The sequence below is a fragment of the Paenibacillus sp. IHB B 3415 genome, from assembly GCF_000802655.2.
In the GTDB taxonomy this organism is placed as follows: domain Bacteria; phylum Bacillota; class Bacilli; order Paenibacillales; family Paenibacillaceae; genus Paenibacillus_AQ; species Paenibacillus_AQ phytohabitans.
The window spans coordinates 48,450-69,721 of sequence record NZ_JUEI01000014.1 but is presented as its reverse complement, the minus strand read 5'-3'; the positions used below and the strand labels follow the sequence as shown (position 1 = coordinate 69,721).

Genomic DNA, 21,272 nt, shown 5'->3' with positions numbered 1-21,272 from the left:
TTAGGTAATGATTTCCTTGGATTGATAGGGGGGACCTAAGTAGTAACGATTTATCCCTTTAATTTCCGCTTGCCGCCCGCTTTCGGTGGAATCAGAGGGATTTATCCCTTTAATTTCCCCATGCCGCCCACTTTCGGCGGAATCAGAAGGATTTATCCCTTTAATTTCCGCTTGCCGCCCACTTTCGGCGAATTCAGAGGGATTTATCCCTTTAATTTCCACTTGCCGCCCGCTTTCAGCGAAATCATGGGCACTTCTGCTCCTCATTTCCTCTTGTCGCCCACTTCCGACGGACACATCATTGCATCGTAGTTTCCCGCGCAATAATAAAATGCCCCCGCCGACACTCCGGCAGGGACATCTCATTACAAGACACAGCGGTCTTAGTTAAAGCCGCTGCTGTTCACGAACCGGCGGAATGCCGCCTGGCCTTCCGGTGTGCGTTTGTAGACTCCCGCATGCTCCAGAATATGCGTGAACTTGGTGCCTACCTCGTTCTGCACCGTCTTCACCGCTTCCTCGCGGCTCAGGGAAGTGCCAAAACGGCCGGCCAGCTCCGCGATCCAGGATGCATGCAGCGCGAGCGGATGATCAGCTCCCTGGCTCTGGACCACTTCAAGCAGTGCGGTGTCTCCGGCCAGAACGCCAGCGACAGCATCGAGCTCTTCCTTAAGGCGTCCCGGCAGAATCGCCAGGCCCATAACCTCAATCAGGCCGATGTTCTCCTTCTTGATGTGGTGCATTTCCCGGTGCGGGTGGAAAATCCCTTCGGGATATTCTTCGCTGGTCCGGTTGTTGCGCAGCACCAGATCCATCTCATAGCCGCCGTCTTCTGCCCGGCGGACAATAGGTGTAACCGTGTTATGCGGCACGCTCTCCCCGGCCTCTTCACTGAAGGCCAGGACATCAGCTGCCGGATCGCTGTAAGTCTTCCAGGCCTCATAGATACTGTTGCCGGCTTCCAGCAGCACGGCAGGATCTGCCCCGTGCATCCGCAGCACAGACATCGGCCATTTCACAATGCTTAGGCTAACGCCTGGATATGCAGCATGGGTGAAGCTATCCTCTTTGGGTGCCTTCTGGATGGGGAAGGTGTGGCGTCCGCCCTGGAAGTGATCATGGGTCAGAATCGAGCCGCCAACAATCGGCAGATCGGCATTCGAGCCGATGAAATAATGCGGGAAGGATTCAACAAAGCTAAGCAGACGCTTCAGCGTATCCTTCGTCAGCTTCATCGGCACATGATCATGGTGGAACACGATACAATGCTCGTTATAGTACACATACGGCGAGTACTGGAAGAACCATTTCTCATTGTTCATCGCGAGAGGAATCACTCGCAGGTTCTGGCGCGGCGGATGATTGACCCGTCCGGCATAGCCGACATTCTCGCGGCAGAGCTGGCATTTCGGATAGACCGGTGGCGGGAGCAGCCGGGCCATGGCGATTTCCTTCGGACTTTTCTCCGGTTTGGAGAGATTGATCGTCATCTCGATATCCCCATACGGCGAATCCTGGAGCCAATACACATTCTTGGCCACCCGGTCCATACGGATATAGTTGGAATCAATACTCAGCTTATAAAAGCGGTCAGTGGCCGCCTGAATGCCCTGCTCCGCCTGGACCGCGGCGAACTCCGCATTTACCTCGGACGGCCGGGCCATCAGAAGGCCCATGATCTTGGCGTCCAGCAGATCGCGGTAAGTGTCCGTATTCTCCGGAATCAGCCCGGTCTCAAACCCGTAGTCGATCAATTGATCCAGCGGGGCCTGCGGACTTTCAAGCGGACCTTCGGTGAATTCACCGGCATACGGCTCGCTGAAGCCGAACTGGTCCAGCAGTTCATTGCGGCTGTAATCAACGTCAGCAGGCTGAATCAGCTCCTTGTGCTGCGCGAACAGAACCAGTTGTTCAATCGCATACAATGCCTTCTCAGAGGCTGCAGCCGTAATATTATCGTTCTGCATTTCAATTCTCCTTATATGGTGCAACCTGTATAGCTGAACTTAAGATATTAACTTAAGCCATAGACGTCACTACGGTGAATATTTGGACTTCCGGCCGCTGTTGTCCCCAGATTTCTTGATTGACCCGCTGATTGCGGCTGAAATCCGGTGACTGCTGATGCTTCCGAAGCGAGCTTTCCTGCGGAATATAGCTGAACTTAAGATATTAACTTAAGCCATAGACGTCACTACGGTGAATATTTGGACTTCCGGCCGCTGTTGTCCCCAGATTTCTTGATTGACCCGCTGATTGCGGCTGAAATCCGGTGACTGCTGATGCTTCCGAAGCGAGCTTTCCTGCGGAAAGCTTTCAGGCGGTCACTAACGCTCCTACAGTTCCAAAATCCCCCTTCGATCCTTCTAGCTTTTTATTTTTCTTTTGTTCATCTTAGGATTGCTTATTCTTCAAGCCAGGCTTCCGTACTGTTCACAACAAGTACAGTGGCAGGCTTAGCCGCCGTACCCTTCCGGGTTCGCGGAGTGCCAGTTCCAGGCGCTTTGGATGATGCCTTCCAGATCGGCATGCTGCGGGTCCCAGCCCAGGATCGTCCGGGCTTTGGCCGAAGAAGCGACCAGTACCGCCGGATCACCGGCGCGGCGCTCCTGGATTACAACCGGGATGTCCAGGCCGGTTACCTTCTTCGCAGTCTCAATCACCTGCTTCACCGAGAAGCCCAGGCCGTTGCCCAGGTTGAAGATATTGCTTGCACTGCCGCTGCGCAGGTAGGTTACCGCACGGACATGCGCATTCGCCAGATCGCTGACATGGATATAGTCGCGTACGCAGGTTCCGTCTTCTGTCGGGTAGTCTTCGCCGAAGACCGCGATGTTCTCCCGTTGCTTAAGTGCAGCCTGGAGCACCAGCGGAATCAGGTGGCTCTCCGGACGGTGGTCTTCGCCGATTTTGCCGCTGGCATGTGCGCCTGCAGCATTGAAGTAGCGCAGCGCTACGTATTTGATGCCGAGCACCTTGTCGAACCAGGCCATCATGCGTTCCATGGTCAGCTTGGTCTCCCCGTACACATTCGCAGGTTCAGTGCGGTCAGTTTCTTCAATCGGCACCTTTTCCGGTTCGCCGTAGGTTGCGGCTGTGGAGGAGAAGACGATTTTATCCACTCCGGCATACTGCATCGCTTCGAGAAGACACTGTGTACCATACACGTTGTTGTCGTAATATTTTACCGGATCCTTCATGCTCTCGCCCACCAGGGAACTCGCTGCGAAATGGATTACCGCTTCAATCTTGTTCTCGGAGAAAAGCTTGGCCAGCAGTGCCTTGTCGCGCAGGTCTCCCTCATACAGCTTGCCGCCCAGCAGCGCCTCGCGGTGCCCTGTCAGCAGATTGTCGATAACTACAACCTCTTCCCCGCGGTCCAGCAGCTCTGCTACTGTGTGGGAACCGATATATCCTGCTCCGCCCGTTACCAGAATCGCCATCTTATTTCACTCCTTTCAGTTCTTCGACGCCGTTGCCGATCGTGCATACATAGAACTCGCCCGTCAGGCCGGATCGCTTCTTGTAAGCTTCGCCGACTTCGGCAATGAAACGTTCCACATCATCCTCATGTACCAGAGATACTGTACATCCGCCGAATCCGGCACCTGTCATACGCGAGCCGAGTGTTCCCGGAATACGCTGTGCTTCTTCAACCATGATGTCCAGCTCTTCGCAGCTGACTTCATACAAGTCACGTAGTGAGACATGGGAGTCGTTCATATAGAGTCCGAATTGCTTCAGGTCATTGTTCTTGAGCACTTCAACCGAATCGAGCACACGCTGGTTCTCTTCCACCACATGGCGGGCGCGGCGTCTGACGGTTTCGTCCGAAATTTTATGCTGATGAAGCTCGAATTGTTCAGGTTTAAGCTCGGCCAGGTAAGACAGGGTTGGCACCTCTTGCTTCAAAATAGCCAGAGCCTCCTCGCATTGGCTGCGGCGCTCATTGTACTTGGAATCCACAAGGCCGCGCTTCTTGTTCGTATTGCCGATAACCAGCTTATAAGAACCGGTCACAAAAGGTACCAGGCTGTATTCCAGAGTGTCACACATCAGCAGGATGGCCTGGTCGCGTTTGCCGTTGGCGACAGCAAACTGGTCCATGATACCGGAGTTTACGCCGACATACTGGTTCTCCGCACGCTGGGACAGCAGGGCGATCTCTACAGTATCCGTGTCTCCGCCAAGCAGCGTCAGGAAGGCATAACCTGTTACTACCTCGATGGAAGCGGAAGAGGACAAGCCCGAGCCGTTCGGAATCTCTCCGTGGAACAAGAGGTCATACCCTCCGGATACCGGAAGATCCTTCTTGGCCAGCTCGACCATAACACCAACCGGATAGTCAACCCACTCGCCGGTTTTGGCTTTGCCGATTTCGCTGTAGTCGATAGAGGCTTCATAAGGGAAATTCGTCGATGCGAATTGAACCTTGCCGTCTGTACGCGGACGCACGATAAGGGTAGTTCCGAAGTCCAATGCTGCCGGGAACACATAACCGCCGTTGTAGTCCAGATGCTCTCCGATGAGATTCACACGGCCTGGTGCGTAGAATACCCGCGCCTCTTCGCTGCTCTCCCCGTATTTCTCGATAAATTTACTGTTAAGTTCCTGTACGCTCATTATTGCCACTCCATCCTTTCGCTGCTTGTGCTTGGGCTTTCAGCTTGCTTTTAAACTTGCTTCCTTCATGCTTACATTATAATAAAATCAGACTTGCCCTGATAATGCAATCATGTGTGCAATACATGGACAAATGTGACTTCCAGCCGCCGGGAGGATATACTGGAGATAAAGATTCATTTCTGCGCTTCCCCTCATGCTAAGCTATGATAGCGTTATATTCAAGAAAGGCGGATGGCCGTTGGAACATACCTATTCCGTAGGATCAAATCCCGTGTATTTCGATCAGCAGCCTCTGCATGTGCTGTTCGCCGGGGAGAGCCAGACACTTCCGCTGCATCAGGCCGGACCCAAGATCTACGATTATTATCTGCTTCACTACATTGAGGCCGGCTCCGGTGTCTTCCGGACCGAGCAGCGCAAATATGAACTGGGAACGGGAGATTGCTTCCTGATCCACCCGGCCCAGCTGGTCAGCTACATCTCCGATCAGCAGCAGCCCTGGCGGTACCGCTGGGCCGCCTTCACCGGAACGGAGGCGGAGCAGCTCGCCTTGCAGGCCGGCTTCTCCCCCGAGAAGCCGGTCCTGACCTCGGCTGAAGGCAGTGTGATCCCGGGTGCACTCGCCGGGATGATGTCCGCCTTCTATGCGGGCAAGGAGAGCGCGCATCTGACCTCGCTCGGCTATCTTTACCTGATCATCGGTGAAGCATCCGGTCTGCTGATCTCCTCTTCAAGGTTACCCGGGGCAGAATCGCAGGTCAAACGCACGGTGAAGCAAATGATCAACTATATGGCTTCCCAGTATGCCCATCCGGTATCCATTGAACAGATGTGCGGCAGCCTGGGCTATAACCGCGCTTATTTGTCGCGCATCTTCAAGCAGGAGACCGGCCTCTCACCGGTGACCTATCTGCTGAAGCTGCGCATCGAGAAGTCCCGCCAGCTGCTGCGCGAACGGCCTGAGCTGTCGGTAGAGCAGGTCGCAGCCTCCGTCGGCCTGACCGATGCCCTGTACTTCTCCCGGCAGTTCAAACGCTTTTGTGCCCAGTCCCCCAGCACTTACCGGCAGGCGACTGCCAATCCCGGGGAGAAATAGGCTCAGGAGAACATCCGGCGTTCTACCAGAACTCCGCTTAAGCCAACAGCCCGTTTCCTGTTCCGGAAGCGGGCTGTTACTTGTCAATTCTATAGACTACTCAGGCTTCATCCTCTGATCCTAGGATCGTCTCGATCCGTTCCAGCTCTTCCTGCGAGAAATCGCCATGCGCCAGAGCGGCAATATTCTCCTCGATCTGGCTTACCCGGCTGGCGCCGATCAGCGCCGAGGTCACTTTGCCGCCGCGCAGCGTCCAGAGGAGCGCGAACTGGGCCAGGCTCTGGCCGCGCGCTACCGCCATCTGGTTGAGCGCGTGGATTTTGCGCAGCACCTCCGGCGTAATCCGGCTCTCGTTCAGGAAGGCGGATGGACCGGCAGCCCGGGAATCGCCGGGAATGCCGTTCAGGTATTTGCTGGTCAGCAGGCCCTGAGCCAGCGGGGTAAAGGCGATACTGCCGATGCCATGCTCCTCCAGTACATCCTGCAGCCCGCCTTCGATCCAGCGGTCGAGCATGGAATACCGCGGCTGATGAATCAGAAGCGGTGTTCCGAGCTCCTTCAGGATGCCAATTGCCTGCTCCGTCTGCTCAGCCGTGTAGTTGGACAAGCCGATGTAAAGCGCTTTGCCTGAACGTACAGCATGATCCAGGGCTCCCATCGTTTCTTCCATCGGTGTTTCCGGGTCCGGACGGTGGGAATAGAAAATATCCACATAGTCCAGTCCCAGCCGTTTCAGGCTCTGATCCAGGCTGGACAGTATATATTTACGTGAACCCCAGTCCCCGTAAGGACCAGGCCACATATAATATCCCGCCTTGGTGGAGATTACCAGCTCATCACGGTACGGAGCGAGATCACGGGCAAGAACTTTGCCGAACAGTTCCTCTGCCGAGCCTGCCGGAGGGCCATAATTGTTAGCCAGATCGAAATGGGTAATTCCGAGATCGAAAGAGCGAGTAATCATCTCACGGCCATTCTCATAAGTGTCGATGCCGCCGAAATTATGCCACAGGCCCAGTGAAATTGCCGGAAGCTTGAGGCCCGACCTGCCGGTGCGGTTATAACGCATGACTTCATACCGTTCATCGCTAGCCACATATACCATTGCTTATCCCTGCCTCTCGTTTCCTCAGTTATTGCAATACCCTATTTTAAACTCCGGACAGACTTTGTAATCTTCTCACGGGAAAAAGCTTGAAATCCTCATCCGAGCAGCCCTTGTATTCTGCCCATCACATCGCCGATCCGGTCCGTAATTATCAGATCTGCCTGATGATCGTACGGTGTCGGATCGCCGTTGAGCAGCACCGTATGCCTTCCCCGGAAGTAGGTGATCAGACTTGCCGCCGGCTGGACGGTGAGCGAGGTGCCGCCAATCAGCAGCAGATCCGCTGCCGCAATCGCCGCCACTGCTTCGACCAGCACATCATGATCAAGCGCTTCCTCATAGAGCACCACATCCGGCTTAATGATGCCGCCGCACTCCGGGCACAGCGGTACAGCAGCCGTCTGCTCCAGAATCTGCTCCAGACCGTAATAGGTATTGCAGTCCATGCAGTGATTGCGGTGAATCGAGCCGTGCAGCTCCAGCACCCGGCGGCTTCCCGCCAGCTGGTGCAGACCGTCGATATTCTGTGTAATGACTGCCTTCAGCTTGCCTTTGGCTTCAAGTTCAGCCAGCAGCCGGTGGGCTCCGTTCGGCTTCGCCTCGGGATGAATCATCTTGCTGCGGTAGAAATCAAAAAAAATGTCCGGCGAGGACATGAAAAAGCTGCGGCTCAGCATGACTTCAGGCGGATAAGGAGAGTTATGCTGAGTCTGGTATAGACCGGCCGCCGAACGGAAATCCGGTATGCCGCTCTCCGTTGATGTTCCGGCACCGCCGAAAAAAACAATATTCCCGCTGGCTTTGATCCAGGAAGCCAGTAGCTGCAATTGATCCATAGAGTCCACACGTTTCCTCTCTGTACAGAAATGAAATCAGAATGTTAACCGGAGCTGCGGATAGCCGGAAACAACAATATCCGCATCCAGCAGGTGGGCTATACTCCCGTCCGGAGAAATGCCGACAGCAAGCCGCAGTCCGGCACCCTTGCCCAGCTGCATATCCGCATTGCTGTCACCGATAATGACCGTCTCCCCGGGCAGCAGGCCCAGCTCCCGGCAGGCCGTCTCGGCCATCTCCGGTGCAGGCTTGCCGTGCTTCACTCTGTCTCTGGTGACGACGGAATGAAAATAACCGGAAATCCCAAGCCACTCCAGCTGCTCACGGGTAGTGGCCATATTGTCTGAGGTCACTACACCAAGCTTCAGGGAAGCGGCCGCACACTGCTCCAGAAAAGCATGCAGCCCCGGCATAGCCACCGCCGCCCTCTGCCGGCGCAGCTCGTTCATAGCTTCCTTGGAGATCGCATTCACCTGCGTTACCGCTTCATTCCAGGGAACGCCGGCAGCATACAGCTGCCAGGCCAGAATCCCGGTCGTTTCTTCAGCGGTCGCCATGGAGAGCGGTCCGGCGGGATCATAGCCGGTCACCTTGCCGGTGGCATCATGAACCGTACCCAGCACAGAAGCAAGATCCGGCCCGGCTCGCGGCAGGCCGCCGATTAATGCCAGCTGGCTGCCCAGCCCCTCCAGAATTAGATCAGCCCAGCTTCCCCAGGTGGCAAGCAGATCCAGCAGCGTTCCATCCTTGTCGAACAAGATGCCCCTGCACGGAACGGATATCTCATTAATATGCAATTCAGGCATTCAGACTGACACTCCTCTCCCAGGCGGAGTTACTTCCGACATTCGGTGCTCACTTGCTCTGACGCAGATTCCCTATCCAATCCAGCAAGGCCCGCGCAGTGCGTGTCTGCTGCTCTTCCTCTGTGATGGTAGCTATGCCGTCACCCTTCTGGGGGCCGTAGCTGCCGAACTGGGCATGATTGCCGCCGTTGACCGGCGTGTATACAGTGTTGCCCGGAAGATAAGCCCGGCCTTCGTTATAGCTCTCCTGATCAACCACCTTGTCCTCCGTACCCAGCACCGACAATACGGACAGCGTAGTATCCTTCAGACTGCCTTTCTCATCCGGGTAGGAAGCCAGAAAAAAAACGCCTTCCAGCTGGTCGGCATGATCTGCAGCGAAGCGCGAGGCCATTACCCCGCCAAGCGAGTGTCCGCCAAGCACAAAGGACTGCTTCGGATGCACGCGGATAATCTCTTCGGCAGCATTCCCCTTGATCACGGCCAGATTGAGCGGCATTCTCGCGATATAGAACGGGTGGCCGGCTGCTGCGATTTTCCTGGCAAGCGGAGCATAAGCTTCCGCCTCGACCAATGCGCCGGGATAAAAGATCACGGCGGTGCCCAGTGCAACTGATGGCTCGAACGAGATCCAGTTGTCATTCTGCTCTACTGTAACTCCCCCGGCAGAGACAAGTGCGGATTCGGCTCTTTCAGCAGGCTGATACGGAGTCAGGTACTTCCATATAAACACCCCTGCCACCAGCAGAATCAATACAATTCCTATAAGCACATTGCGTTTGGTACTGCTTTTTCTCAATAGAATTCACTCCCGGATACTGCATACAGAAAATTATAGTGTAATCAATGAAATCAAACAACCTTCAACACTTCGCCACATCTAGCGACCATGAGAGCGCTTACCATTGTGATGTATTTCACAATTTATTTACCGGAAATCATGTATTTTAAAATTAAAGTATTAAGCATCGTGCAAACCGTATTTATTGGAGGTAACGTCATGACCCGGGAAAGCTCGCTCGACACGCGTGGAGAAACGTTTTTTCTTAATTTACGCTTCATGCTTATTGTAACTGTCTTTGTGGCCAATGCGATCGAACCCCTGATTCTTGAAATGAGCGGACTCCACACCCTGTACCAATGGATCTTCAGCTTTCATATGCCGCTGTTTGTGCTCGTGACCGGTTACTTTGCCCGTAAAAGCTTGAATGGCGCGGCCGGCCGTAAGGTGCTGCTGCAGATCGGACTGCAATATATTATTTTTCAGAGCCTCTACTCCGCACTCGACATTTCCTTATTCCATGTAAATAACATACAGCATTCCTTCTTCGCTCCTTACCTGCTGCTGTGGTTCCTGGCCAGCCACGCCTTCTGGCGTCTGCTCATGCTGGGGATGAGCCGCTGGAGCAAGAGCGCCCAGTTTGCCTTCGCCATCGCCGCAGGTGTGGCTGTAGGTTATCTGCAGCTGGATGGAATCTGGTTCAGCATCAGCCGCACCTTTGTCTATCTGCCCTTTTTCGTCATCGGATATCATTTCTCATTCGGAGCTTTCGTTAAGCTGTATCAGCAATATGTCAAAACCGCTGCCGCTGCCGCTTCCCTCCTGCTGCTTATAGTGATGGGCGTAGCGGGACGCGGTCTCCCGATGGGCTGGCTGTTCGGCAGTATGACCTATATGCAGCTCGGTGCCCATGAATGGTATGCGGGTGTGTTCCGGCTCGCTGTGTATGGTTTGCAATTTGCCGCTTCCCTGGCATTTCTGGGCCTGGTCCCTTACGGGTTAAGCCGCATGACAGACTTGGGACGCCGCACCCTCTACGTCTTCCTGCTTCACGGATTTATTGTCCGGGCGGCTGCCGTTTCCGGCCTGTATGCCTATATCGGAAATGCTGCGGGTGCCGCTCTTCTGATTGCAGGCGCAGTATCCTGCACGGTGCTGCTGGCTCAGCCCGCTGTCAAACGTATGCTGAACCCGCTGGTTGAGCCGTCTATAGACTGGATGATCTCACTCCAGCGCGCCGCCATCAGACGCTCGCTTTAGTAATTATTTACTTAAACCTCTCCCTTATTAATATGTAGAAGCCTGTCCCGCCGCGGATAGGCTTTTTGTGTATGATTCCTGTGGAGGACGGTGTAGCCGTTTCCATTTGTCTGCCGGGAGATGACTGCGACAAACTTCACATTGCCCGGTAGAAAAATGAGGTTTTTTGTGATAGACTCTCTATTAACGTTCGTATCCAATCCGCTTGTTTTATAGAAACGGCTCCGCCCTACTTCTGTTTACTGCAAGAAGCTGGACCTTGTACCTTCTATAAACCGCAGACACGCAGCTTTTGGGATTGCAATGCGTTAATGCGGCACTATATTTGTTCTCACCGTTCCAAGAGGTTAGGCTCACAATACTTTTAGGGGGAAATTTCATCATGGCAAACAAGAAAATGCGTTCAGACATGATCAAAAAGGGCTTTGACCGCGCTCCACACCGCAGCCTTCTGCGGGCCGCAGGCGTTAAGGAAGAGGATTTCGGCAAGCCGTTTATCGCAGTCTGCAATTCCTATCTCGACATTGTACCGGGTCATGTGCATCTGCAGGAATTCGGCAAAATCGTTAAGGAAGCTATCCGTGAAGCCGGCGGGGTTCCGTTCGAATTCAATACCATCGGCGTAGATGACGGTATTGCCATGGGACATATCGGAATGCGCTATTCGCTCCCAAGCCGCGAGATTATTGCCGATTCTGTGGAAACGATGGTTTCCGCTCACTGGTTCGATGGAATGGTGTGCATTCCCAATTGTGATAAAATCACCCCGGGCATGATGATGGGCGCACTGCGCGTCAACATCCCGACGATCTTCGTCAGCGGCGGACCGATGAAGGCCGGCGTAGACAGCAAAGGCAAGAAGCTATCCCTGACATCCGTGTTCGAAGGCGTTGGCGCCCATCAGGTCGGCAAGATCAATGACGCTGAACTGCTTGAACTGGAACAATTCGGCTGTCCAACCTGCGGATCATGCTCGGGTATGTTCACAGCCAATTCCATGAACTGTCTGGCTGAAGCTATGGGCCTTGCTCTCCCGGGCAACGGCACCATTCTGGCTGTTGCCGAAGAACGCAGAGATTTCGTCCGCAAATCAGCTACCCAGCTAATGGAGCTGATCAAGCTGGATCTGAAACCGCGTGATATCGTAACCCATGAATCATTGGACAATGCCTTTGCGCTGGATATGGCTATGGGCGGCTCCACCAACACTGTGCTGCATACCCTGGCACTGGCTCAGGAAGCTGAAATCGACTATCCGCTGGAGCGCATCAATGAAGTAGCCAACCGCGTGCCTTACCTGGCCAAGCTGGCTCCGGCATCCGATATCTTCATCGAGGATGTGGACCGGGCGGGCGGCGTCAGCGCTGTGCTGAACGAGCTGCTGAAGAAGCCGGGCGCCATCTTCGGCGACTGCATGACCGTAACCGGCAAGACTCTGGCCGAGAATGTCACGGGTCATGAGATTCAGGATACGTCAGTTATTCATACAATAGACAACCCTTATTCCCCAGTAGGCGGATTGGCTGTACTCTACGGCAACCTGGCCCCGGAAGGCTCCATCATCAAAGTTGGTGCCGTAGATGCTTCCGTTGGCGGCTACCACAAAGGACCTGCCATCTGCTTCGACTCCCAGGAGCAGGCGCTGGAAGGGATCGCGAACGGCAAGGTCAAAGAAGGCCATGTCGTTGTTATCCGGTATGAAGGTCCGAAGGGCGGACCGGGTATGCCGGAAATGCTGGCACCGACTTCGCAGATCGTCGGTATGGGTCTTGGCGCCAAGGTCGGCCTGATCACCGACGGCCGGTTCTCCGGAGCGTCCCGCGGCATCAGTATCGGCCACATCTCGCCGGAAGCGGCTGAGGGCGGACCGATTGCTTTTGTCGAGGATGGAGACATCATCGAGCTGGACCTGATCAACCGCAAGATCGAGCTGCTGGTTGAAGAAGAAGTGCTGGCTGTCCGCCGCAGCGGCTGGAAAGGCTTCGAACCGAAGGTGAAGACCGGTTACCTGGCCCGTTACTCCAAGCTGGTTACCAATGCAAGCAAAGGCGGCGTGCTGAAGATCTAATCGGCTGCAGCCTGAGATAGAGAGAATGAACTGAAAGAGCAGTCCCGTCCGTTAATGCGGCGGGGCTGCTCTTTTTTGGCGTGCTGAAGATCTAATCGGCTGCAGCCTGAGATAGAGAGAATGAACTGAAAGAGCAGTCCCGTCCGTTAATGCGGCGGGACTGCTCTTTTTTGACATGTAAGGACCGGTTTGCGACTAGAATTGTACAGTTCCAGCAGATGTAGGGACCACCCAAATTGTCTCTATCGCTGTTCGCTAGGGAAATGTTGTACGCTCTGCAACTTTGATTCATCGATAACGGGTTGTTCAGGAGGATTGTTGTATGAAATACAATAATCTTCCCGCTGAGCCGCCCGGAGGAGGCGAAATGCTGCCTTTTGTACAACAATTCTGGATTACGGCGGCTTTGAGGAGCAAAATGTTGTATTTAGTGCAGGATTTCGACTTAGGATGGAGGTCTCAGGATCTCCGTCCGACGCAGGCAGCAAACATATCGGCAATAGCTCCAGATATATAAAAAACCCCGCCAGCCCATTCAGGCCAGCGGAGCATAAGAAGCAGCTTCAGTTGCGATATAGATAAATATCAAAATATATAAGTGCTGTCTGCCTGCTGCAATTCAATGAACAACCGTTGCTCCGGGCAGTTCAAGCTCAGCTTCAAGGGAGTGCTCCTCTTCCCGTACCCGCTCCCGCTGCTTCACCGGCTTCTGCGGCCGCTGCTGGTTCATCTGGTCGAGGAGCTGCGACACGGGCATCAGCATCATTTTGGGTACCAGCAGCTCACTGCGGACTTTAAGTCTCGCTCCGCCTGACGGGTGAATGACGCTGAGCAGAATACTGAGATAGAATTTGGTGGAACTTGCGAACAAGCCGCTTGGCAGATCCAGAACCATGAATCCGAATTTCTCCGGCCCGCGGTTCAGCATGCTCACACCGTAGAGCGCCTTGGCATCCGCCAGATCCACATCACCGGCAATCCGCTCCGCAAGCACCGGGAGATCCTTCTCCATGCGGCGGATCATGCGGATGGCAAGCTGTGCCGAGGAACGCGAATGAACCCCCAGCTCGAACAGCTGCCTGTTGTCGATATGCAGCTCTATCACCTTGTCGCCTTTGCTTAAGGTCTCGCCGTTATCCATCTGCACGGGATTCCCCTGATACTTACGCAGCCGGTAATGCAGGAACGGATCTGCCGGAGAGATCGTCTTAATCTGGAACAACAGCTGGAATACCTGTTCCCAGGCCAGCCATAAGCCGACAACCAGCCGTTTGCCGAAAGACAGCCTTGTGATAGGTGAGTCCTGCACCGCCTTGATCATCTTGTCAATCCGGATACTTCGCAGCCCCCGTCTATCCGCTTCTTGAAGCATCCGCTCCAGGGCAATAAGCATATGCTCCGGTGCATGCGGATCGGCACCGAGCGTAGTACCGCAGTCATGAAGCAGCATGACCTCACCGGGACCCAGCTTGGAGATCAGCTTGTCGGTCAGCCGTTCCGCCCCCAGCTTCTCCTTCCAGTCGCCGAACATGGCCGACCAGAGCACAATCTGCACCTGCCGCCGCTTCGAGAAGTCAAACAGGTTCACAATTCCCCACGGCGGACGGTAATATGTGCTGCGCTCGCCGGTTATTTTGAAGATAATATCATCGGTCCGCTGAATTTGCTTCCTCACCGTTGCCGGACGCATCAGCCAGTTCGTCTTGTGCACATAATTGTGAATCCCGATGAGATGCCCTTCGTCATGCATACGCTTAATAATCTCCGGATGCGCTTCAGCATGAGCACCTACCACGAAGAAAGTCGCCTTAGCTCCATAGCGCTTAAGCAAATCCAGCAATAACGGTGTATAATGCGGGTCAGGTCCGTCATCAAAGGTCAGGCCATAATCCGTGCGCCCGATTCCCTTGCGAAAGACACGATAACCAAATATACGGCTGATCATTCCAGGAATGAAAGCATAAAAGGTAGAAATGTAAAATAGCCAGAGCAGCAAAGTCTGCATGTAAATTCCCCGCTTTTCCAGAGTTGACTTTGGCTCGTCTTACGTGTGATACGGCCAAGTAGAGTAAGTAGAAGCGTCTGCTGTCCTGCAAGAGGACAATACCGTTGTGGCGACAAGTAGTACACTCAAAAAAACGTTACCCCCTATTTTAACACAGCTGCCAAAGAAATAGACGCTTTTTTATTAAAATCGTGTACAATGAATTGAAGTGATTATTGTAAATTTATCTAGAAAAGGAGTCGTTTATCTCTATGCTGCCGCTGTACAAAAAATATTGGCGCACTTTTTTCGACATCGGATTGGTTATTCTGACGCTATATCTCGTGATGCTGGGATTCAGTAAGCTGTATCAGCTGGCCGCTCCTGTGTTCCTGTCCTTTTTTGTCTTCCTGCTGATTGAGCCGCTGGCCCGGTTCCTGAACCGCAAGGGAATGGCTAAGCCTTTCGCCTCCGCTATCTCCGTGGTGCTCTTCTTAGTGATCCTGCTTGGCGCATTATTTGCTGCCGGACTGCTGATTACGACTCAGGTCATTCAATTCCAGGACAATCTGCCCAGATATACATACATAGTCCAGCAGCATTTTACTGAGGCTACCACCTATCTCCAGCAAAAAATTGATGCGCTCCCGCCCGATCTCACAGATAAGCTGAACGGTTATTTCACCGATGCGACCAATGTCCTCTCGACGTGGATGGTCACCTTCTTTAAATATATGATCGGTGTGCTTGGCTCCTTCTCTTCTTTTATGGCTAATTTCGGCATTGCGATTATTCTGGCCTTTTTCCTCAGTATGGAGATTAAGGACTGGCGCCGGATCGCCCATGACAAGCTGCCCAAGACCTTTAAGACGGCTTACGCTTTCCTGCAGGGGAATGTGTTCAAGGCTATCGGCTCTTATCTAAAAGCCCAGCTGATTCTGATCAGCATTACCTTCGTGATCGTTCTCGCCGGACTGCTGATCCTGCAGACTGGAAATGTTCTTACTCTGGCTCTGATCTGCGCCTTGTTCGACCTGCTGCCACTACTTGGAGTACCGGCGATTCTGATCCCCTGGATTATTTATTTGTTCATTGTCGGCAATACCTCACTTGCCATCGGTCTGATCATTCTGCTGGCAGTGGTGATGGTTATCAGACAGCTGCTGGAGCCCAAAATCACCGGAAATTCGATCGGCGTCTCCTCGGCGTTCCTGATGTTATCCTTCGTAATTCTGTCTTCCTCTGTATTTGGCATCGCTGGCCTTATTCTGTCGCCGATCCTGCTGATCCTGCTCAAGGAGCTGATTCAGCAGGGGTATCTGCAGCGCTGGATCTATCTGCCGCAGGAGGAGTTCATCGTGTCTCCGTTCGCCGCTTCTGAACCCTCCACAGCCGGCGGCCCCGTATCGGGTAATACGGCAGGTACAGCTTCGGCAGGTACAGCAGGTACCGGCGGTACTCAGGCACCCGTTGATCCGGACAGCAGCTCAAATACTTGACCGAATAATTTGGCAGCTGCCTGCGGACTGCTGGGAGCCACGTTCTCGACAGCAACGGATACAGCATATCTCGGATGGTCTACCGGCCCATAGCCGATGAACCATTGATTATTGCGTGCCACGCCTTTGACCAGAGTCTGCGCTGTGCCTGATTTGCCGGCGACCGGCCATTCAAGGCCCTGCAGCGTCCTGCCTGTTCCTTCTGTCACCACTTTACGCATCATGGACAGCAGCACGCGGGCGGTTGCCTTGGATATTCTGTCCTGCGGCGCAGGGGCCAGATGTCCCGGAAGCTCCTTCAGCGTCTGCCCGTTGGCAAACGCAACCCGCTGCAGAATACGCGGCGCTCTAACCTCCCCGCCATGCAGCAGCGTGACTACGAGGTTCGCCGCCTGCAGCGGTGTAATCCGCACATCGCGCTGGCCAATTGCGGTCTGCACCCTGGCCCCGCCGTCATCCGGCAGCAGCGTAGTGAAGATCGTCCCCGTCTGCTCCCCGGAGAGCGGCCGGAGCAGCGGCAGGCCCAGCGTATTCTCAGCCTGCCAGCCGATGTCCCGGCCAAGGCCCAGTGCCAGAGCAGCAGCATTAAGCTGTGCTCCACTAAGCCGCTCGGCAAGCGTGGCGAACACGGTATTACAGGACACGGCGAACCCTTGCGCCATCGTAAGGGCGCCGTGTCCTTTGCCGTTCAGGCAGGTTAATCCGTATTTCCCGTATTCCCCTTTACAATAGAACGGTTCCTCCGGTGAAGTTAATCCGGCCTCCAGGGCAGCAGCGGCAGTGACTATCTTGAAGATGGACCCGGGTACCGCTGCCTGCAGCGCCCGGTTGTTCCATTCGCCCCCTTGCGGCGAGATCTGCTCCGGGTTGTAGAACGGCAAGGAGACCATCGCGGCAATGTCGCCGCTTTGGCTATCCAGGACTACAACGGCTCCCTCCTTCACGCCCGCTTCTGCGGCCAGCTGCTCAATGCTCTCCTGTAGTTTCTTATCAATCGTGGTATATAAAGACAGCGGGTAATAAGGATTCCCCGGTGCTTTGACTACAATCGGACTGCCTGGAACACGGTTGCCCCGGGCATCCACCTGGGCAACCGCCTCTGTATGCCCCACTCCCTGCAGCAGCGGCTCCAGTGTTTTTTCCAGCCCGTCCGTACCTGTACGCGGAATCCGCAGACCAGTCGGTGATTGCCGGAGGGCTTCACCCGAAGCTTCAGACAAATAACCAAGCCATTGCCGCCCTGAAGCGGCTCCATCATATCTGCGGGCAAAGGGCAGCGCCTTAACCCCCTCAATTCCCAGCTCTTCCACTTCGCGGGCCTCTGACAACGACAATGCCAGCGGAGTGTCCCCCTTGCCGGAGGGCCAGAGCAGCGGCTCCTTAAGTCCTGTGCGTCTGGATTGCAGCTGGCTGTAGCTGACCCCAAGAATTTCTGCCAGGCGGTGCAATTGGTTATCCCCGGCAGGCTCCCCGGTAACCGTATGCAGCGGAAGTGACTCTTCCTGCGGAAACAGTGCCGCTGTCCACACAGTCTCTCCGGCCAGCGGTTCTCCGTTCCTGTCATAGAGCCGGCCCCGCCCGCTGTCCAATACTGTCTCCCGCTCGCTCTGAATTTCAGCCATCTGTGCCATCGTGTACCCGCTGCTGCTTACCTGCTGATTCTTCAGAAGCAGCTGGACCCAGGCCAGTCTGATGATCAAGCCTGCAACGAGCACAGACAGGATCAGCAGACTCCAAAATATACGTTTGTGAACCAGCTTCTGCAAGTGTTATTCCTCCATCAAGTGGGCTGCGGAACTATGGGTTCTATTATGCCCACCCCAAACCGCAAAAAAACCGCTTCCCCAGAAGGAAAAGCGGTTAATACTCGCAGATTACACGCTAAATTTAGACAATCGTTCTTTAAGCTTGGACGAGGCATTCTCCAGTTTGGCGGAGAGATTGACCAGATATTCGCTTACGCTCTCCTGCTCGCCGGTGAGGGATGCAACCTCCTCGGAGGCGGCCGACGATTCTTCCGCAAACGAGCTGACATTGCCAATCGTCTCGGACAGCACTCTCTGCGAGTGGTTCAGTCCGTCAATGGATGTTGACACGGAATCCAGCCGGGTGATCAGATGATTCATTTGCCCCTGTACGCTGATGAAGATCTCGCTGGTGCTCTGAACATAGGTCATCTGTTCTCCAAACAACGGTGCCACCTCGGATAATGCGGCTACAGTCTCATGCATGTCATTCATGATTCTGTCGGTAATCTCAGCCACTACTGCAATGGAACGCTTGGACTGTTCAGCCAGCTGACGGATTTCATCAGCGACCACGGTGAAGCCTTTGCCTGCTTCGCCCGCCCGGGCTGCTTCAATAGTAGCATTAAGCGATAAAATATTGGTCTGCTGGGTAATGTTCTGCATGACCTCAAGCACCCGGATGACTGACGAGGTGGTATCCTTGAGTTCATTGACCTTAATGACGAGCTTCCCCGTCCTATCGCCGGTCTCATGCGTTCTGCCCAGCAGCTCCTGCAGCTTGACGACACCTTCCCTGCTGGACGCCTGTACGTTATGTGCGGTCCCGCCAATCTCCTGGGCCGCAGCAATCACCGCATCCATCCGCTCGGAGATCTGGGCGGTCATCTCATTTCCGCGGTCTGCTTCCAGCGCCAGATTTCCTGCACCGCCGGCAATCTGTTCAGTTGCTGCGGCAATATCCTGTGCGGCCACAGCGGTCTCACGGGATGCATTGCCCAAGGCATCTGCTGTCTCCAGTACTTCACGTGCAGTCTCATTGGTGTGCACGACCAGCTCTGTGATCCGTTCCATCATCATATTGAAGGAACCTGACAGCTGGCCGATTTCATCATGCGAGACTACCTTTGTACGCACGCGCAGGTCACCTTCTGCCCCTTTGAACATGAGGTCCCGCAGGCGCGACAGCGGCCGTGAGACCATCCTTACCATCCAGAGGCCAATGAGAATGGCGATGACGGCAGCGGCAGCCACTGCTATGTAAGTGGTGTTAAGGATACGTCCCGCATCTTTAATCAGATTCTCGGAAGGGACAACGCCGAGCAGTCTCCAGCCCGAGCTCTGCAGCGTACCATACACGGCAAGAATGGATTTGCCCTTCTCATCCTTGGTCGGCAGAGAGCCTGAGCTCTCGCTGAGTCCCTTGAACAGGGTGCCTCCCAGACGCAAGTAAGTGTCTGTCTCCTGATGCTGGGAAGAGGCAATCATCTCATCTTTGGTAGTCAGCAGCTGGATATAAGAGTCCATCCCCAGATCGACTTTGCTGAGCTGGCTGGCCAGCTCCGTAGTCTTGATGTCACAGACCGCTATGTATCCTAAGCTTCCGGCTTCCCCCGCTACGGACTTGGCGAAATGGACCACGCCTTCTGCTTCCCCTTGCTTCAGTACCTCGGTAATCCACAAGCCCTGCGGCTTATCCTGCAGCTGCTTGTACCACGAAGCTTCGCGGACACCCGCCAGGAATTCATTGTCCACAGCCCCCGCTGACGCGGCAGGCAGTGCTTCATTAAGAGGAATCAGATAAACCGCTTGCACATTAGTAACTGCAGAGAGCCAATGGTTCAACTCGCCGCTGATCACAGCGGCCTGTTCCGTCCCCCCGCCTGTAGCAGCAGTACTTTCTTCTGAGACTGCCTGCCGGATATCCTTATTGTAGAACAGCTGGCCCAGATTATCTTCAAAGCGCAGCAGAGTTACATCAAGCTTCTCTGCCGTTTGCTCGACTGTCTGCTGATTAGCGGACAGTGCATTGTTCTCGATAGTTTGTTTGGCAACAGAGTAGGATGTATAGCCCAAAGACAGGACGATTCCCATCGTCGCAACGAAAAACACGAGAAAGAGCCGCACCCCCAGCGACTTGGAGGGATGCAGCCGAGTAAGAATACTTTTACCGCGAACTGTTGACTTGCTCAAAAAATCACCGCCGGATCTGCTGTATTCTTGTAGGGAATGATTCCGCACAAGGCCAGTATTAATAATATACCATCAGATCTTTTATCGCTGTGATTTTGTTGTATGAGATGAGTAGCATAGAATGCGGACTAACGGTGTCAGGTGAAAAGGCCTCTGCTGCCTTATTCGACCTAGATTTTGCCTAAATCCGCATCATCGCCAACCTCTTCATGAGTGTCGATCACGTAGTTGACGATTTCCTGCACCGTCGTATACGCAACACCTACATAAGTGTCAGCCGCCCCGTAGTAGATGGCAATGCGGCCCGTTTCGGCATCATTCAAGGTCGCGCACGGGAAGAGCACATTGTTCACGAAACCTCTCTCCTCATACCATTCTTCCGGTGTAAGCACGAAATTCCTGGAGCGGTATTTGACTCTCGACGGCTCGTCTTTATCCAGAATAACCGCACCCATGCTATACACCAGCCCGTTGCAGGTTCCAGTTACACCATGGTAGAACATGAGCCAGCCTTCGGAGGTTTCAATCGGGGCGGGACCGCCGCCAATCTTGGTGCTCTGCCACCAGCCCTGTCCGCCTCTGCTCATCACATGACGGTGTTTGCCCCAGTAGACGAAGTCAGGACTCTCACTCAGGAAGACATCGCCAAACGGGGTATGACCGCTGTCGCTTGGACGGGAGAGCATCACGAAGTTGCCGTTAATTTTCTTAGGGAACAGCACACCGTTGCGGTTGAACGGCAGGAATGGATTTTCCAGGCTGATGAAGGTCTTGAAGTCCTGCGTTCTGGCTACACCGATGGCGGCGCCGTAGAAATCCGTACACCAGATGATATAGTATGTATCTTCAACCTTAACCAGACGCGGATCGTAGGCATATCTCGGCATGTAGGGGTTGCCTTGTTCATCAATGAACGGAATGGGAGCGTCTTCAATTTTCCAGTCCAGTCCGTCATGGCTATGGCCCATACGCAGATGAGGGCGGGTTGTATGATCCTCTACCCGGAATACGCCGAGGAAGCTTCCTTCATAGGCAATTACCGCACTATTGAAAATACGTGCAACCCCTTTGGCCGGATTGCGTTTGATGACCGGGTTGTCACTGTGTCTCCATACCGGATTCTCATTTCCCTCCGGTCTGTCCTGCCAAGGCATATTCGGAATGTTACTTCCAATCAGTTGAACTTCTCTCATAGCAATAGTCTCCCTTCAGATTGGCGCAGCCAAGGCTGCAGTTGACTGATGATTCCATCCATTCCGCAGAATGGAC

General features: G+C 54.2%; 17 protein-coding genes. 5 read left to right on the top strand and 12 right to left on the bottom strand.

Annotated elements, in window-relative coordinates; all coding sequences use genetic code 11:
• From QW71_RS07740 to QW71_RS07725, 4 genes are all read right to left on the bottom strand, one after another.
• Complete coding sequence (locus tag QW71_RS07740) at positions 1-267, bottom strand: hypothetical protein (RefSeq protein ID WP_039295693.1); 267 nt, start codon at positions 265-267, stop codon at positions 1-3.
• Between the two features lie 116 nt (positions 268-383).
• Positions 384-1,967: a UDP-glucose--hexose-1-phosphate uridylyltransferase gene (locus QW71_RS07735; RefSeq protein WP_039295690.1), complete on the bottom strand. Its 1,584-nt coding sequence runs from the start codon at positions 1,965-1,967 to the stop codon at positions 384-386.
• A 489-nt stretch (positions 1,968-2,456) separates the two neighbouring features.
• Positions 2,457-3,443, bottom strand: a complete 987-nt coding sequence (gene galE, locus QW71_RS07730; protein ID WP_039295687.1) for a UDP-glucose 4-epimerase GalE — start codon at positions 3,441-3,443, stop codon at positions 2,457-2,459.
• Position 3,444: 1 nt separating this feature from the next.
• Complete coding sequence (locus QW71_RS07725) at positions 3,445-4,623, bottom strand: galactokinase (protein WP_039295684.1); 1,179 nt, start codon at positions 4,621-4,623, stop codon at positions 3,445-3,447.
• Positions 4,624-4,864: 241 nt separating this feature from the next.
• Here QW71_RS07725 and QW71_RS07720 point away from each other — a divergent pair, with 241 nt between their 5' ends.
• Positions 4,865-5,722, top strand: a complete 858-nt coding sequence (locus QW71_RS07720; protein ID WP_039295708.1) for an AraC family transcriptional regulator — start codon at positions 4,865-4,867, stop codon at positions 5,720-5,722.
• 100 nt (positions 5,723-5,822) lie between these two features.
• Here the strand turns inward: QW71_RS07720 and mgrA are convergent, their stop codons facing one another.
• The 4 genes from mgrA to QW71_RS07700 form a co-directional block, all read right to left on the bottom strand.
• Complete coding sequence (gene mgrA / locus QW71_RS07715; RefSeq protein WP_039295681.1) at positions 5,823-6,827, bottom strand: L-glyceraldehyde 3-phosphate reductase; 1,005 nt, start codon at positions 6,825-6,827, stop codon at positions 5,823-5,825.
• A 98-nt stretch (positions 6,828-6,925) separates the two neighbouring features.
• Entirely contained in the window at positions 6,926-7,666 is a 741-nt protein-coding gene (locus QW71_RS07710) for an NAD-dependent protein deacylase (RefSeq protein ID WP_047013677.1), read from the bottom strand.
• Between the two features lie 36 nt (positions 7,667-7,702).
• On the bottom strand, positions 7,703-8,473 hold the full coding sequence (locus QW71_RS07705; protein WP_039295676.1) for an HAD family phosphatase: 771 nt from the start codon (positions 8,471-8,473) through the stop codon (positions 7,703-7,705).
• Between the two features lie 49 nt (positions 8,474-8,522).
• On the bottom strand, positions 8,523-9,272 hold the full coding sequence (locus tag QW71_RS07700) for an alpha/beta hydrolase (RefSeq protein WP_047013676.1): 750 nt from the start codon (positions 9,270-9,272) through the stop codon (positions 8,523-8,525).
• A 201-nt stretch (positions 9,273-9,473) separates the two neighbouring features.
• Between QW71_RS07700 and QW71_RS07695 the strand changes: the two genes are divergently transcribed.
• The 3 genes from QW71_RS07695 to QW71_RS07685 all read left to right on the top strand — a co-directional run bounded on the left by QW71_RS07695 (position 9,474) and on the right by QW71_RS07685 (position 13,099).
• Positions 9,474-10,514, top strand: a complete 1,041-nt coding sequence (locus tag QW71_RS07695; RefSeq protein WP_039295670.1) for an acyltransferase family protein — start codon at positions 9,474-9,476, stop codon at positions 10,512-10,514.
• Between the two features lie 382 nt (positions 10,515-10,896).
• Positions 10,897-12,582: a dihydroxy-acid dehydratase gene (gene ilvD, locus QW71_RS07690; protein ID WP_039295667.1), complete on the top strand. Its 1,686-nt coding sequence runs from the start codon at positions 10,897-10,899 to the stop codon at positions 12,580-12,582.
• Positions 12,583-12,904: 322 nt separating this feature from the next.
• Positions 12,905-13,099, top strand: coding sequence for a hypothetical protein (locus QW71_RS07685; RefSeq protein WP_039295665.1), 195 nt, complete (start codon positions 12,905-12,907; stop codon positions 13,097-13,099).
• 102 nt (positions 13,100-13,201) lie between these two features.
• On the opposite strand, the gene QW71_RS07680 is transcribed toward QW71_RS07685, so the two are convergent.
• Positions 13,202-14,587: a polysaccharide deacetylase family protein gene (locus QW71_RS07680; RefSeq protein ID WP_039295662.1), complete on the bottom strand. Its 1,386-nt coding sequence runs from the start codon at positions 14,585-14,587 to the stop codon at positions 13,202-13,204.
• A 251-nt stretch (positions 14,588-14,838) separates the two neighbouring features.
• Between QW71_RS07680 and QW71_RS07675 the strand changes: the two genes are divergently transcribed.
• Complete coding sequence (locus tag QW71_RS07675; RefSeq protein ID WP_039295659.1) at positions 14,839-16,065, top strand: AI-2E family transporter; 1,227 nt, start codon at positions 14,839-14,841, stop codon at positions 16,063-16,065.
• Here the strand turns inward: QW71_RS07675 and QW71_RS07670 are convergent.
• From QW71_RS07670 to QW71_RS07660, 3 genes are all read right to left on the bottom strand, one after another.
• On the bottom strand, positions 16,026-17,831 hold the full coding sequence (locus tag QW71_RS07670) for a penicillin-binding protein 2 (protein ID WP_039295657.1): 1,806 nt from the start codon (positions 17,829-17,831) through the stop codon (positions 16,026-16,028). The two genes, QW71_RS07675 and QW71_RS07670, sit on opposite strands and share 40 nt — an antisense overlap.
• 108 nt (positions 17,832-17,939) lie before the next feature.
• The gene (locus QW71_RS07665) at positions 17,940-20,003 is read right to left on the bottom strand and encodes a methyl-accepting chemotaxis protein (RefSeq protein ID WP_152679711.1); all 2,064 of its coding nucleotides are present in this window, start codon (positions 20,001-20,003) and stop codon (positions 17,940-17,942) included.
• A gap of 170 nt (positions 20,004-20,173) precedes the next feature.
• Complete coding sequence (locus tag QW71_RS07660; RefSeq protein ID WP_039295654.1) at positions 20,174-21,196, bottom strand: glycoside hydrolase family 130 protein; 1,023 nt, start codon at positions 21,194-21,196, stop codon at positions 20,174-20,176.
• Positions 21,197-21,272: the final 76 nt, after the last annotated feature.